The organism is Streptomyces spinosisporus (assembly GCF_022698145.1).
Classification (GTDB): domain Bacteria; phylum Actinomycetota; class Actinomycetes; order Streptomycetales; family Streptomycetaceae; genus Streptomyces; species Streptomyces spinosisporus.
Window position 1 is genome coordinate 64,878 of sequence record NZ_JALDAX010000024.1, and the last position, 13,330, is coordinate 78,207.

Annotated in this window: 11 protein-coding genes and 3 pseudogenes; 1 reads left to right on the plus strand and 13 read right to left on the minus strand. The window is 69.4% G+C overall.

The features are described 5' to 3' along the window. Positions 1–107: 107 nt before the first annotated feature. The 4 genes and pseudogenes from MQN93_RS39275 to MQN93_RS39290 form a co-directional block, all read right to left on the minus strand. Positions 108–491: pseudogene (locus MQN93_RS39275) on the minus strand (SDR family NAD(P)-dependent oxidoreductase); the annotation flags it as partial. Positions 492–541: 50 nt separating this feature from the next. Beyond that, the gene (locus MQN93_RS39280; protein WP_242713252.1) at positions 542–1,732 is read right to left on the minus strand and encodes an NAD(P)/FAD-dependent oxidoreductase; all 1,191 of its coding nucleotides are present in this window, start codon (positions 1,730–1,732) and stop codon (positions 542–544) included. Continuing rightward, complete coding sequence (locus MQN93_RS39285; protein WP_242713253.1) at positions 1,729–1,926, minus strand: ferredoxin; 198 nt, start codon at positions 1,924–1,926, stop codon at positions 1,729–1,731. Before MQN93_RS39285 ends, MQN93_RS39280 begins: the two co-directional genes overlap by 4 nt. Positions 1,927–1,996: 70 nt before the next feature. Further along, on the minus strand, positions 1,997–3,238 hold the full coding sequence (locus tag MQN93_RS39290) for a cytochrome P450 (protein ID WP_242713254.1): 1,242 nt from the start codon (positions 3,236–3,238) through the stop codon (positions 1,997–1,999). A gap of 270 nt (positions 3,239–3,508) precedes the next feature. On the opposite strand from MQN93_RS39290, the gene MQN93_RS39295 reads away from it, so the two are divergent. Continuing rightward, positions 3,509–3,910: a hypothetical protein gene (locus MQN93_RS39295; protein WP_242713255.1), complete on the plus strand. Its 402-nt coding sequence runs from the start codon at positions 3,509–3,511 to the stop codon at positions 3,908–3,910. Positions 3,911–4,486: 576 nt separating this feature from the next. Here the strand turns inward: MQN93_RS39295 and MQN93_RS39300 are convergent. The 9 genes and pseudogenes from MQN93_RS39300 to MQN93_RS39340 form a co-directional block, all read right to left on the minus strand. Then, positions 4,487–5,206 carry a GntR family transcriptional regulator gene (locus MQN93_RS39300; protein ID WP_242713256.1) on the minus strand — a complete coding sequence of 240 codons (720 nt, stop codon included), beginning with the start codon at positions 5,204–5,206 and terminating at the stop codon, positions 4,487–4,489. Positions 5,207–5,296: 90 nt separating this feature from the next. Beyond that, positions 5,297–6,101: pseudogene (locus MQN93_RS39305) on the minus strand (amidohydrolase family protein). Between the two features lie 57 nt (positions 6,102–6,158). Then, positions 6,159–6,482, minus strand: coding sequence for an L-rhamnose mutarotase (locus MQN93_RS39310; RefSeq protein WP_242713257.1), 324 nt, complete (start codon positions 6,480–6,482; stop codon positions 6,159–6,161). Further along, entirely contained in the window at positions 6,479–8,023 is a 1,545-nt protein-coding gene (locus tag MQN93_RS39315; protein ID WP_242713258.1) for a sugar ABC transporter ATP-binding protein, read from the minus strand. Before MQN93_RS39315 ends, MQN93_RS39310 begins: the two co-directional genes overlap by 4 nt. Continuing rightward, positions 8,020–9,096 (minus strand): ABC transporter permease, encoded by a 1,077-nt coding sequence (locus MQN93_RS39320; RefSeq protein ID WP_242713259.1) that lies wholly within the window; start codon positions 9,094–9,096, stop codon positions 8,020–8,022. Before MQN93_RS39320 ends, MQN93_RS39315 begins: the two co-directional genes overlap by 4 nt. After that, a complete protein-coding gene (locus MQN93_RS39325) occupies positions 9,093–10,175 on the minus strand; it encodes an ABC transporter permease (protein ID WP_242713260.1) in 1,083 nt (360 codons plus the stop codon). Before MQN93_RS39325 ends, MQN93_RS39320 begins: the two co-directional genes overlap by 4 nt. Then, positions 10,172–11,260: a mandelate racemase/muconate lactonizing enzyme family protein gene (locus MQN93_RS39330; RefSeq protein ID WP_242713261.1), complete on the minus strand. Its 1,089-nt coding sequence runs from the start codon at positions 11,258–11,260 to the stop codon at positions 10,172–10,174. Before MQN93_RS39330 ends, MQN93_RS39325 begins: the two co-directional genes overlap by 4 nt. Before the next feature lie 35 nt (positions 11,261–11,295). After that, on the minus strand, positions 11,296–12,390 hold the full coding sequence (locus MQN93_RS39335) for a sugar ABC transporter substrate-binding protein (RefSeq protein WP_242713262.1): 1,095 nt from the start codon (positions 12,388–12,390) through the stop codon (positions 11,296–11,298). Between the two features lie 417 nt (positions 12,391–12,807). After that, positions 12,808–13,323: pseudogene (locus tag MQN93_RS39340) on the minus strand (IS5 family transposase); the annotation flags it as partial. Positions 13,324–13,330: the final 7 nt, after the last annotated feature.

Below are 13,330 nucleotides of genomic sequence, written 5' to 3' on the forward strand. Positions count from 1 at the left end.
CAGTGTTCCGCGGGAGCGGTCGCGAGAGCGGCCTCGTCCTCGGCGTCGACCGAGGCCATGTGCCCGGCCACGCTGGCGACGCAGACCAGCGAGGTCCCGTGGACGGCCACCTTCTCGAACGCCTCGATCACATACACCGTGCCGAGCAGGTCGACGTCGAGGATGGTGCGCACCGACGCCGTCGCGGCGGAGACGCCCGCGGTGTGCACGACGGTGGTGAGCCGTCCCGCGTCGGCCGCGATCCGGGCGAGGTGCTCGACCGACACGCGGTCTGAGACGTCGGTCAGAACGCCCCGCGCGTGGTAGCCCTCGGCACGCAAGGCGTCGACGGCCCGGTCGAGCTGCTCGCGGAAGGCGTCGGCGACGATCAGCGTCCGGCCGCTCCCCAGCCGCCGGGCCACCGAGGAACCCATGCCGCCTGCTCCGGTGACGACGACCACCTCACGCGCGTCGTCCGTACGGTCCTGCATGAACAACCTCCTTGTTGTCATCGGCCGTCCGGTGCGACTCCGGGAACCGGGAGCCGCACCGTCTGATCGGGTCAGGCTGCTTCGGTGGCCGGTGTCCCGGCCGGTACGGCTTCCTCCCAGGGCGTGCCGCCCGCGATGGCCTGCCGCCAGGCACGGATGGCCTTGGGCGACATGCCGACCGAGAGCGCACCCGTCAGTCGCTCCCCGGTGCCGTAGGCGGCGACGAACCGGCGCTCGGCCAAGTCGCCTTCCACTACGGCGACTTCGTCGTGGCCACGCAGATAGCCGTACGCCTGGATCTTCATGTTGTACTGGTCCGACCAGAAGTACGGCACCGGCGCGAAGGGCTTGCGTGCCTCCGGGGCGGCGAGCAGGTTGCGGGCGGCGGCCATGCCCTGCTCGGCGGCGTTCGTGCGATGCTCGATCCGCATCGGCACCCCGAACAGGGGGTTGTCCCAGCGGGCTACGTCACCGGCCGCGTAGACGCCATCGGCGGCTTCGCAGTACTGGTCGCAGACGACGCCGTCGCCCACTGCCAGCCCGCTGTCCGCCAGCCACTCGGTGTTGGGCAGCGAGCCGATGGCGAGAAGGATCTCGTCGGCTTCGACCACCTCACCGTCCGCGAGCCGCGCCCCTTCCTCGGTCACCTCGGTCACGGTGACCCCGCAGCGCAGCTCCACGCCGCGGTCGAGATGAGCCTGGGAGAGCACCCGGCCGACCTCGGTGCCGACCGCGTGGGCCAGCGGGACCGGGGCGGGTTCGAGGAGGGTCACCTCGCAGCCCAGTTTCCAGGCGACGGCCGCGGCCTCGGCGCCGAGGAACCCGGCACCCACCACGACCAGACGGCTGCCCGGCATCAGCCGGTCGCGCAGGGCGAGGGCGTCGTCCAGGGTCCGCAGGACGTGCGCACCCTTGCCGGGCAGCCGCCGGGGCCGTACCCCGGTGGCCAGGATCAGCCCGTCGTACGGCATCCGCGACCCGTCGGCCAGACGCACCGTACGGTCCGGCACGTCAAGACCCGTCGCCGCCGCCCCCAGTCGCAGATCGAGATCCAGGGCGTCGAGGTCGGTATACGGGCGCAGCGGCAGCTGCTGGGTGCTCCACTCGCCGGAGAGGATCTGCTTGGACAGCGGGGGACGGTCGTACGGGGGGTGCGGTTCGTCGCCGACGAGGGTGAGGGTGCCGTCGTAACCCTCGCGGCGCAGGGTCTCGGCCGCCGCGAGCCCGGCGGCGGACGCGCCGACGACCACGATGCGCCTCACTGCTCCGCCAGCCGGATCGCCGCGGCCGGGCAGATCGCCACGGCCTCGCGCACCTCGTCCAGGAGTTCGTCGCCGGGGTGCTCCTCCAACAGGATCGCCACGCCGTCGTCCTCACGCTGGTCGAAGACGTCGGGGGCGGCCATCACACACTGCCCCGAGGCCACGCACTTCGGGACGTCCAGTTCCACAAGCATGGGTGTCACCTTGCTTCTTGTCGGTTCTTCGTGGGGGTTTTCGAAACGTGGGGGCCCTCGAAACGAGGGGTCACCAGGCCACGGGCAGGCTCTTCACGCCGTAGGTGGTCCCGGTGTGGTCGAACTCCAGGTCCGCGAGGTCAGCGGCGAGCCGCAGGGTGGGGATGCGGCGGTAGAGGGCGCCGTAGGCGACCTGGAGTTCCAGGCGGGCCAGGTTCTGGCCCAGGCACTGGTGGGGGCCGTAGCCGAAGGCCTGGTGGATGCGGGCCGGGCGGGTGATGTCGAGGCACTCGGCCTCCGGGAACACCTCAGGGTCCCAGTTCGCCGCGTGCAGGTCGAAGATCATGCCGTCGCCCTTGCGGATCACAACGTCGCCGATCTCGATGTCGTCCTTGGCGACCCTGCGCACACCCGTCTGCACGATGGTCAGATAGCGCAGCACCTCGTCCACCGCGTTCGCTATGACCTTCGGGTCTTCTGCCTCCCTCAACAGGGCGAGCTGGTCGGGGTGCTGGAGGAAGGCGAGGGTGCCGAGGCTGATCATCGTCGTGGTGGTCTCGTGGCCGGCGATCAGCATCGCCACGCCCATGTGGACGGCCTCGGTGTGCGTCATCTCGCCGGCCTTGACCCGGCCGGCCATCTCCGAGAGCACGTCCTCGCCCGGGTCGGTCATCTTCTTCGTGAGCAGTCGGTCCAGATAGGCGGCCAGCTCGCCGCTGGCCTTCCTGGCCACCTCGGGCGCCACCGCACCGTCCAGGACCACACCGCTGTTGCGCTGGAAGAAGTCGTGGTCCTCGTACGGCACCCCGAGCAGCTCGGCGATCACCAGCGACGGCAGCGGGAACGCGAACGCCTTGAGCAGGTCGATGGGGTTCGGGCCGGCCAGCATGTCGTCGATGAGATCGTCGACGATCTTCTGTATCGGCGCCCGCATCGTCTCGATCCGCCTGACCACGAAAGGCCCGTTGACGGTCCGCCGCAGCCGCGTGTGCTCCGGGGCGTCCGTGTTCGTGATCAGCCGCGGTGTCACGGGCGCTATCTCCGCACGGTGCGCATTCACGTACGGGAAGCCGGGGTCGAGGTCGTCGTCGCTGACGCGGGGGTCAGGCAGCAGGGCGCGCTGGTCGGCGTGGCGGGTGATCAGCCAGGGAGTGCTGCCGTTCCAGATCCGCACCTTCGTGATCGGTTTCCCGGCACGCAGCTCCTGTGCGGCCGGCGCCGGAGCCAACGGACACTCCGCGGCCCGCGGCAGCGGATATTCGGGCAGAGACTCGCTCGCGCCGGTGACAGGGCAGGACGGGATATCGGGCATGGCATCTCCTCGGTGAAGTGGGGGGCCGGTCGACATGGGGTGCCGGAATCCGGAGACACAGCGGTCGAAGAACCCGACCACGAGCAAGGAAGTGGGCTGACGGCTTCCGGTCAGTCCCCGTCATGAAGCTGACGTGATGTCTGCCGTACGACAGCGTGGGCGACCTGGGTGGTGAACCTTCTGCCGCCAACGATCCCGCCAACGGACCCGTCGTCACGAGGGAGCAGGCTCCCGTTTCGGTGGTGTAGTCCGCTACACCACGGGACGCCAATGCCTGACGCCGGTGACCGCAGGCCAGTGGACGATGCCGGACTTCTCGGTGGCGAGGTCACGTCGGCGTCGCCCACCCCCGGCAGTCTGCGCAACCCCCGCTCGATCGCCCCGGCACAGCAAGCCCAGCGCATGTCGGTGACCGCCGGGGCCGACACTGCGGGCGCCCGCCTGCGCGAGCAGGCGATCGGGGCCTTCACCGACGGCATGCACGCGTCCTTCCTGGGCCTCGGCTGGCTTCCAGCAGACGCCTCCTGCGCCACCGAGTACGGCTCGCACAGCCTGTTCGGGGGTCCGCAGACCAACCACATCACCCGGTGCACCGGCCGCGACATCCTGTTCTCCCCGCCGCAGCGCGGGGCGGTGCCTGTCCCTCACCGCACCGTACGCAGAGGCCGATGACAGTCGGCACCGTGTGCAGCGCCGGATCAGCTTCACTACGCTGCCCTGACGACACCCGCAGCGGGGCGGCGTTCCGCGACGGTGAGCGGTGACGGGCCGCGCATCAGCGCCTGATGACAGTCACACAGCGGCCGCGGCTCCGTCGGCGGCCGTCAGAAGAACCCGTCCTGCAACATCCCGGCGAATCAGGTCGGCATGGTGTCCGCCGCACGCCGTGAGGTCGTCCAGGAGCTGGTTGGGACGGCAGTGCAAGCGGCCTTCTGCACTGTGGCCCACGGTCCGCACGTGCAGGGGAGCGGCGTGTCACCGGACGCCAATGAGGCTGCCGCATGAAGATGGCGCGAGGAGGCGTTGGGCCATGATGTTGCCGAGCGCCGCGAACACGCCTCGGCACGCCGCCCATGAAGACCGGGCCGACGAACAGTCCTGACACGCGGTCGGTGCTCGGATGGCAGACGGCGGCAGCAGCGCCGGCTCCGTCGGCGGTTGGACGGCGATGACGGCAGCTTCGATGCCCGAGCCGAAGTGCAGCCCCGCATCTGTGAGAGCGGGCCTGACCGAAGAAGTCCGCGCCGGTCAGGAATCCGAGTCCTGGCTGAGCTGGCGCCGAAGGCTGCGCGTGAGATGTTCCGTCATTGCTTCGGCGGCGCGCTCGGGCTTGCGGCGCAGAATCGCGCGCACAACACGCTCATGCTCCGCGGGCGTCGGATCGTCGGCGTTTCTGACACTTCTGAGTCGAAAGACATGCAGATGAGAGTGGAGCCGCTCCACCGCGTCGGCGAGCAGGGGGCGTTGGGAGGCCGTCGCGATCGCGTCGTGCAGTCGCTGGTCGAGAGCGGCGAAGTCGCGGTAGTCGGCATACCGCCCCGTGGGCCCCGGATGGGCCTGCATCTCCTCCACGAGCCGTTCGATGGCATCGAGTTGCTCCTCGGTGGCGTTGACGGCGGCGAGCGCCGCCGCTCTCGGTTCGAGCAGGAGACGCATCTCGAAGAGCTCCTCAACTCCCTCGCGGGTCAGCAACTCGGTTGCCCGGTATCCGGAGAGTGACCGTTTGACGACAAGCCCGTCGGACTCGAGCCTGGCGAGTGCTTCACGGACGGGCGTCGGCGAGACACCGAGCGCACGTGAAAGCGCCTCGATCCCCACGCGGGCTCCAGGAGCGATCTCGTGGTCCATGACCATGGCCTTGATCTGCTCGTAAACACTGTCCGAGAGCACCTGGCGAGCGGGACCGGCGGATTCGCTCTTCCCCTCCGCCCCCGTGGCCCTGGCGGCGGAACTGTCGTGCGGTGGCATCCGTCTTCTCGCTCCTGCAGTTCCAGGCTTGTCGGGTCGACAGCAGTTTACCGAGGTGAGGGCGTTGCAGGCGGCCGAGGGCGGGGCACGTCAGGGAACTCGCAGCCGGTACGCGCTCACGGCCGTGCGCGCGAATATGTCGTCCCGCTCGTCCGGACTGAGCCCGAGCGTCAGAGCACGGGCCGCATCGAGCACTTGCGCGTATTCGGCGGCCACCGTGCACACGGGCCAGTCGGAGCCGTACATGATCCGGTTCGGTCCGAAGGCGTCCAGGACCGTCTCCGCAAAGGGACGCAGATCGTCGACGGTCCAGCCGTACCAGTCGGCCTCCGTGACGAGGCCGGACAGCTTGCACAGCGTGTTCGGCTCGGCCGCCAGCGCCCGCAGTTGTGAGGCCCACGGTTCCAGCGTGCCGTCGGCGATGGCGGGTTTGCCGATGTGGTCCAGGATGAACCTGAGGCCGGGCAGACGCCAGGTCGGCGTCGTTCACCGCGGACAGGCCTCGCGTGACGTCCTCCCGCAGCAGCCACCGCGGGTCCGGTTCCGACTGGACCTGGTGCCGGATGCCCACGAGCCGGTCGCCCCCCGGTAGGTCACGCAGCCGGGCCAGCGCGTCCTTCACATCCGGTGCCGTCAGGTCGGTCCATCCGACCACTCCTGCGACCAGCGGGTCGGCGGCCGCCTGCGCGAGCATCTCGGGCGTCTCCTCCGGCGCAGCCACCGTCTGCACCATCACCGTGGCGCAGAATCCGGCGTTCTCGGCGAGCGGATGCAGGTCCGACAGCGAGAAGGTCCGGCGCAGGGGCGCGAGTTCGGGACCGCTGATCCACTCCTGGTCCCGCACGGCCAGGTCCCACACATGGTGATGGGCATCGACGAGCGGTGGGGCACTCATGGGTTTCCTCCTCGGACGGCACGGTCGGCAGACACGGGCGTACCGTGGCGGTGGGTCTCACGGCATGAGGAACACCTGCTCCATCGAGGCCCACCACTCCCCCGGTGCCGCTTCCTCCACCGGCTGCTGGCACGGTGCAGTCAGCTGCCACCAGGCCTGTGTCGCCTCGTCGGCGGCCATGCGCGCCATGTCCGCCGCCAGGTCGTCACCGTCGTACTCGAAGTATCCGAAGAGCAGGTCGCCGAGCAAGTGGATCGAGTAGTTGCCGATGTGGCAGTTCCGCAGTGTGTCCAGCACCGGCTGGGGCACGTTGCGGTGCAACTCGAGGTACGGCTCCAGGTGCTCGGGGCGGACCCGGATCACCTGTGCCACACGCTTCACTTCGCGTCCTGCTGCGCGCTGACCGCGGAGGGCGCGCGGTCGTGGATGAGGCGGATGATCCGGCCGCTCATCCGTTCGTAGTGGTGGTCGTTGCCGACCTCACCGCGGATGCGGTGGTCGGCCATGACGAGGACACGGTCCGCCAGTGTGATCACCTCGGTGAGGTCGCTGCTGATCAGAAGGATGGGGAGTCCCGTGCGGGCCAGTTCCCAAAGGAGTTCGTGGAAGACATGCTTGGTGCGTACGTCCACTCCCACGGTCGGCTCGTCGACGATCAGCAGCCGGGTGTCGGCCGCGAGCCACTTCGCCAGACTCACTTTCTGCTGGTTGCCGCCGGACAGTTCACCGGCGTTCTGATCAAGGCCCGAGGCCCGGATGCCGAGGCGTTCGACCAAGTTCTGTGCCACGCTGCGCTCCTCGGCGGAGGAGACGACCCCAAGGGCCCGGGCCAGCTTCTTCCACACCGTGACCGTGATGTTCCGGTGGATGGGCTGCTCGAGGAAGACACCCTCCTCCTTGCGGTTCTCCGTCAGGTATCCGATGCCGAACTCGTGCAGTGCCTGCCGGGGTGAGGCGATCCGGGCCGGCGTGCCGTCCACCCTGATCTCGCCGCCGGTGACGCGGTCGAGGCCCAAAACGGCCTTGACCAGTTCGCTGCGTCCGGCGCCGACGAGACCGTAGAGACCGACGATCTCGCCGGGGCGTACCGCCAAGGAGACGTCCTGGTGGCCGCGGGCGGTGCAGATCCCGTCGAGCGCGAGGACCGGAACGGATGTCGGCTCGGGCGTGCGGGGCAGCATCTTGGCCGCCGTATGGGCGCGGCCCACCATCAGGTTCACGATGTCGTCGTGTGTGTGGTCCGCGAGCGGTGCGGACTCCAGCACCGATCTGCCGTCGCGCAGCACGGTGACGGTGTCGCTGATCGCGAAGACCTCCTCCAGCTTGTGGCTCACGAAGACGACACACGTGTTACGGGCCGTCAGCCGGCGTACGACCTGGAAGAGGTTCTCGGCCTCCTGCGGGGACAAGGACGCGGTCGGCTCGTCGAGCAGCAGCACCTCGCTCTGCGTGTGAAGCGCCTTCGCGATCTCCACCAACTGCTGCTGGGCCACGGACAGTTCACGGACCAACCGGTGCGGGTCCAGGTCGAGGCCCAGTTCCTCCAGGCAGCGCAGGGCGGGCGCGTTCATGGCCTGCCGGTCGACCAGCCCGTGGCGCGAGGGAGGGTTCTGCAGCGTGATGTTCTCCGCCACCGAGAAGCCGGGTATGAGGTTGCGTTCCTGGTGGACCACGCCGATGCCGGTCCGGGTGGCCTCCAGCGGCGTACGCAGGTGGACCTGTTCGCCGCGCCATGTGAGGTGCCCAGCGTCGGGCGGGTGGACGCCGGTCAGGACTTTGATGAGCGTGGACTTCCCCGCACCGTTCTCCCCCAGCAGCGCGTGTACGGAACCGGCCGTCAGGCGCAGGCCGACGCCGTCCAGGGCGCGTACCCCGGGGAAGACCTTCACGATCTCCCGGCATTCGAGGAGGACTTCGCTCATCGCGCACCTCCTGCGTTCGGCAGTGCTGCGTCGGCCGTCTGTCCTCGGCTGGCGGGTGCCGGGGGTGTACGCTCGTGCGTGGTGCCCTTCTTCTCCAGATGTGTCTGGCGGATGCGGCCGCCGACCACCGTGCCGAGCACGACCAGGCCGATGAGGAAGTTCACCCAGCTCGGATCGAGGGAGAACTGGGCGCGTGCGGCGTCGATGAGCCGCATGACGAACGCTGCCAGCACCGTGCCGAACACCGCGACGGAGCCACCGTTGAGCGAGACACCTCCGATGATCGGTGCGGCGAAGCTGGGCAACAGCCAGTCTCCGCCGACGCTGGTGTTGACGCCGGGCAGGGACGCCGTCGCGGTCACGGCGGCGACGCCGACGAGGAGGCCGGACAGGGTGTGGGCGAGCACGATCTGCCGGTCGGTGGAGATGCCGGAAAGGCGCGCCGCCAGCGGGTTGCCGCCTGCGGCGAGGAGCCGCCGGCCGGCAATCGCGCCGTACATGAACGCGGCCAGCAGGGCCGCCGCGACGAGCGCGGTGAGGAACACCAGCGGGAGGTTCAGCGGGGCGGCCCGGCCGAGGTCCCTCAGGGTCGGTGAGTAGTCGTCGATGGTTCGTGTGCCGGCCAGCCGGTACTGGGCTCCCAGCAGGATGGTCATCGTGCCGAGCGTGACGATGAAGCCGTTGATCCGCGTCGCCACGATGAACACGCCGGTCACCAGACCGACCAGCGCCGCCACCACAACGCCCGCCGCTACGGCGATCGGTGCCGGAACACCGGCGTCGGCCATGAGGATGCCCATCAGGCAGGCGGTGAAGCCGCCGAGGGCGCCGACCGCGAGGTTGAGCTGTCCGACGCACAGGGCGGTCGTCTGGGCCAGTCCGATGAGGATGGGCGTGGCCAGGTACTGCAGGAAGGTCCGGACCGACGGCCCCTGGAGGAACTCGCCCGAAGAGGCGGCTCCCAGGGCGAGATATCCGGCGACCGTCACGCACAGCAGCGTCATGGCCGTGGACCGGGAGAAGCGACGCAGGACGGCGCCGGCACGCCCTCCGCGATCGTTGGTCGTGATCATGCGGAGCGCACCACCTTCCGGTACGACACGACGGTGCGCACGCGGTCGGCGGACAGAGCCAGCAGCAGAACGCATCCGAGGTAGATGTTCAGGCTTTCCATGCCTACGCCGAGCAGATCAAGGCCCTTGCGGATGACGCCGACCAGTGAGGTGCCCAGCAACGCGCCAAGCACAGAGACGATGCCGCCGGTCAGGAGGGTGCCGCCGAGGACCGCACCGAGGAAGGACGGCAGCATGAAGTCGTTTCCGATGGAGGCGCGGAACGTGCCGGTACCGACGGCGGCCATGAAGCCGGCGAGCGCGGCGAGCAGTCCGGAGAGGGTGTGCGCAAGGAGGATCCGGCGGCCTGTGGGGATGCCCGACAGCTCCGCCGCCGCCGGGTTGGCGCCGGTGAGCAGCAGCTCCCGGCCCATCCGGGTGCAGGTGTACAGGAAGCCGAGGCCGGCCAGCGCCAGGACCGTGAACTGGGCCAGCTGCGGCACCGCAGGGGATCCGCAGACGCGGCCGATGCAGATGTCGGCGAGCGAGGTGGAGCGCAGGTCCATGAGCCCGCTCGGCCGCGTGGTGAAGGCCGCGTTCTCGGTGAGCGCCGAGTAGAGCAGGGACACCAGCCCCAGCAGGGCGAAGTCCATGGCCAGGGTGACCACGAAGGAGCCGACGCCGGTGCGGGCGATGATCCAGCCGGTCAGAGCGCCGATGACGGCACCGGCGAACAGGCAGAGCAGCAGGCCGAGTTGGAGCGGCAGACCGAGCCGGTCGTAACCGAATCCCGCGCACAGCGCGCCGAACGAAGCCATGCGGCCCACGGCGAGGTTCATGTGTCCCACGGAGAGGGCCACCATCTGGGCGAGCGCCACCACGGTCAGCGTCGAGATGTCCCGCAGCAGGGGAAACAGGACGAGCCGCTGGTCGAGGAACGCCGGCCGCAGGATGCCGAACAGCGTGGCGAGAGCGACCGTGAGCACCAGCAGACCGAGCCGCTGGTTCACCCAGATCGGCAGCCGCTGCGTGGACTTCGGCGCGGCCACCTCGTCGTCCGCCCGGCTCGCGTTCCGCGGTGTCCTGACGGGTGTTCTCATGCCACCCTCCGGTTGTCGATGGCGTCCATGTCCCAGTCGATCCCGATGCCCGGCACGTCAGGTGCCACCGCCCGTCCGTCACGGACGGTCAGTTCGGCGCGGGTCACCGCTCTCAGCTGCGGGATGTACTCGACGAACATGCCGTTGGGTACCGCGGCGGCCAGGCTGACGTGCAGTTCCATCAGGAAGTGCGGACAGACCACGGCGTTGTGGCTCTCCGCGGTGTGTGCGACCTTCAGCCACGGTGTGATACCGCCGACGCGCGCGGCGTCGACCTGTATGACCGAGGCGGCGCCCGACTCCAAGTACGCGCGGAACTGCATGGCGGAGTACAGGGACTCCCCCACGGCCAGGGGAATCCTCGTCGCCGCGGCCAGGCGGGCATGTCCGCTGACGTCGTCGGCGGGAAGGGGCTCCTCCAGCCAGTACGGTCCGTGGGGTTCCAGGGCGGCGGCGAGCTGGAGCGCCGAGGAGATGCTTTGCGACTGGTTGGCGTCGGTCATGATGTGCATCGTCGGCCCGACCGCCTCGCGGACGGCCCGCAGCCGCTCGGCGTCCTCGGCGACATGCGGCCTCCCCACTTTGATCTTGACGCCCGCCCACCCGGCCTTCTGCGCCTCGAGCGCCGAGCGGACCAGGTCGTCGGTGCTCAGGTGCAGCCAGCCGCCTTCGGTGTCGTAGAGCGGGATCTCCTGGCGGTGCCCGCCGGCCAGTCGCCACAGCGGCTCCCCGGCCCGCTTGCAGCGCAGGTCCCACAGGCCGCAGTCCACGGCGGCCAGGGCGAGGGAGGTGATGGCCCCGGTCGTGGTGGCGCGCGTCGCGGCGAACAGCCGCTGCCACAGGGCCTCGACGTTCCGGGCGTCCGCTCCGACGAGGAGGGGCAGCAGGTGCTCGCGAAGCAGGGCCAGGACGGAGGAGCCGCCGGTGCCGATCGTGTAGGCGTAGCCGGTTCCCTCAAGACCGTCCCCGGTGGTGATGTGGACGAGGATCGTCTCCTGCTTGACGAAGGCCTGCACGGCGTCAGTGCGCTCCTGCTCCACCGCGATGTCGGCGAGCAGCGCCGTGGCGTGCGTGATGGTGGTCATCGTGCTCGGTCCGCTTTCCTCAGTGCCGTCGGCGGTCATGCGCAGACGAGGTAGGTGTCTGCGAACTGCTTCTTGAGCTGCTCGGTCCTGGCCTTCCTGGCCGCGTCGTAGGTGCCGACGTTCGCCTTGGTGACCACGAACGAACCCGAGTCGATGGTCTGTCCCGGGTGCCGCATGGTGCACTGCTTCGTCTGCAGCAGTGCCAGCGCCCAGGTGCCCAACTCAGCCTGCCCCCCGGGGTTCTGGACCACGGTGGCGGCGACCGAGCCGTCCCTGATGGCGCCGAGGATCTTGGCGTCGTCGTCGATGGCCACGACCTTGGCCTTGGCGCCGGTGGTCCTGACCGCGTCGGCGGCGGCCACGGCGGGGTTGTAGGCGGTGGTGACGATGCCCTGGATCTGGCTGCCCTTCGCCGCGAGCAGGTCCGACACGGCCTTCTGAGCGGTCTGCAGATCCTTGTCGACATCGGTGATGGTCTGCAGCAGCTTGACCTTGCCGCCGGACTCCTGCACCGCCTTGGCCACACCCTTGATCCGCAGCTGGGTGTTGGCGTCCACGTTGTTGCCGGTGAGATGGACGAGTGTGCCCTGGCCGCCCATGGCCTCGATCGCGGCCTTGGCCGCCTTGTAGGCGGCGACCTCCACGTCCGTGGACAGGCAGAAGTCGGCCTTGTCGGTGCCGCCGGCCGGACAGGAGGCGAGTGAAGCCACCGCGAAACCCTGCGACTTGAGGTCTGCGAAGGTGGTGTTGATGTCGGTGGGCGACACGCCGAAGATCCCGAACGCGTTGTACCCGCGGGCCGCCAGCGTGGAGAGCAGGTTGTCCTGCTTCTGCTGGTCCCACTCGGAGGTCTCGTCGAAGGTCACGTCCCCGAGGCCGTACTGCTTCTTCGCGGATGCGCCTGCGGCCTTCCAGGGCTGGAAGTAGGGGTGTGCACCGCCGGGCACGAGGGCCACCTTCGTGCCCGACCCGTCGGCCAACTCGGCGGTACCCGTGCCGGACTTCCCGGACGAGGGGGCCTGTGCGCCCGACGGCGCACCGGAGTTCTTGATGGTGCACGCCGTCGAGCCCGCCATGAGCACGGCGACGGCCGCAAGTCCTGACAGAACGGCGCGGGACGGAGGACGCATTCGCCACCACTCCCCGGAATCACATAGGAAATTGGTATGGCGATGGTCGATCAGGCACGGCCGCCCGTCAACCCCCGGAGCCGTCGACCTCGCGTCAGACTGTCCAGATGTGCAGCCTAAACGCTGAGCTATGCGGACATCTCGACCGGCTCTTCGGCTGCCCTGCACTCGACTCAAGGAGGAGCAATTTCCTATAGCATCTGTGCACGAGGGACGGCGTCACCGACGCACAGCAATGCGCAGTCCCGTCATCGACCGAGTCGCAACTGCTGCTCCATCCCGGCGAGGCAACTGGATGCGGCGTCGGGGACGTCTGGTCCGGGCAGCGTTCGGCCGTCCGCCAGGCGCCGAGCGCACGCGGAGTACCGAGTCAGGGGCAACAGGGCAGGGGCGGCGCTGGGCCGGCACGTTGTGCCCGAGGGGCAGCAGTTGCGTGACGTCGTTGCGGTTGGCTCCGGTCAGCGACCGCGAGCGGGATGCCTTGGTCGTGGACGATGAGGTGGTGCTTGCTGCCCGGCCGTGCGCGGCCGACCGGGCTGGGCCCGCTTTTGGGCCCCTGCGGGCGGCTCGCGTGTGCGAGGAGTCGATCACCACCCGGGACCAGTCCAGCGGGTTCTTCGCGCAGCTTTCCAGCAGCACCACATGCAGCTGGTCCCAGACGCCGGCCTCGTTCCAGGCGACCAGGCGCCGCCAGCAGGTCATGTCCGAGCCGAAGCCCAGCTCCTGGGGCAGGTACTCCCCCTGGATGCCGGTGTGCAGGACAAAGAGGATCCCGCACCGCGCCTGCCGGTCTGGGACTCGGGGTCTGCCCTCCACCAGGTTCGGACCCGGCTGCGGCAGCAACGGCTCGATGAGTGCCCACAGTTCATCGGACACGACCCACCGCCGCGACTGACGTTTGACAACAACCCGACCAACGGGCCGACAAGCCAACAGTCAC

What these genes read in the sequence shown, in the direction of transcription:
- MQN93_RS39285 (WP_242713253.1), bottom strand. Translation starts at nt 1,926, where the DNA reads ATGCTTGTGGAACTGGACGTCCCGAAGTGCGTGGCCTCGGGGCAGTGT.
- MQN93_RS39290 (WP_242713254.1), bottom strand. Translation starts at nt 3,238, where the DNA reads ATGCCCGATATCCCGTCCTGCCCTGTCACCGGCGCGAGCGAGTCTCTG.
- MQN93_RS39295 (WP_242713255.1), top strand. Translation starts at nt 3,509, where the DNA reads ATGCCTGACGCCGGTGACCGCAGGCCAGTGGACGATGCCGGACTTCTC.
- MQN93_RS39300 (WP_242713256.1), bottom strand. Translation starts at nt 5,206, where the DNA reads ATGCCACCGCACGACAGTTCCGCCGCCAGGGCCACGGGGGCGGAGGGG.
- MQN93_RS39315 (WP_242713258.1), bottom strand. Translation starts at nt 8,023, where the DNA reads ATGAGCGAAGTCCTCCTCGAATGCCGGGAGATCGTGAAGGTCTTCCCC.
- MQN93_RS39320 (WP_242713259.1), bottom strand. Translation starts at nt 9,096, where the DNA reads ATGATCACGACCAACGATCGCGGAGGGCGTGCCGGCGCCGTCCTGCGT.
- MQN93_RS39325 (WP_242713260.1), bottom strand. Translation starts at nt 10,175, where the DNA reads ATGAGAACACCCGTCAGGACACCGCGGAACGCGAGCCGGGCGGACGAC.
- MQN93_RS39330 (WP_242713261.1), bottom strand. Translation starts at nt 11,260, where the DNA reads ATGACCACCATCACGCACGCCACGGCGCTGCTCGCCGACATCGCGGTG.
- MQN93_RS39335 (WP_242713262.1), bottom strand. Translation starts at nt 12,390, where the DNA reads ATGCGTCCTCCGTCCCGCGCCGTTCTGTCAGGACTTGCGGCCGTCGCC.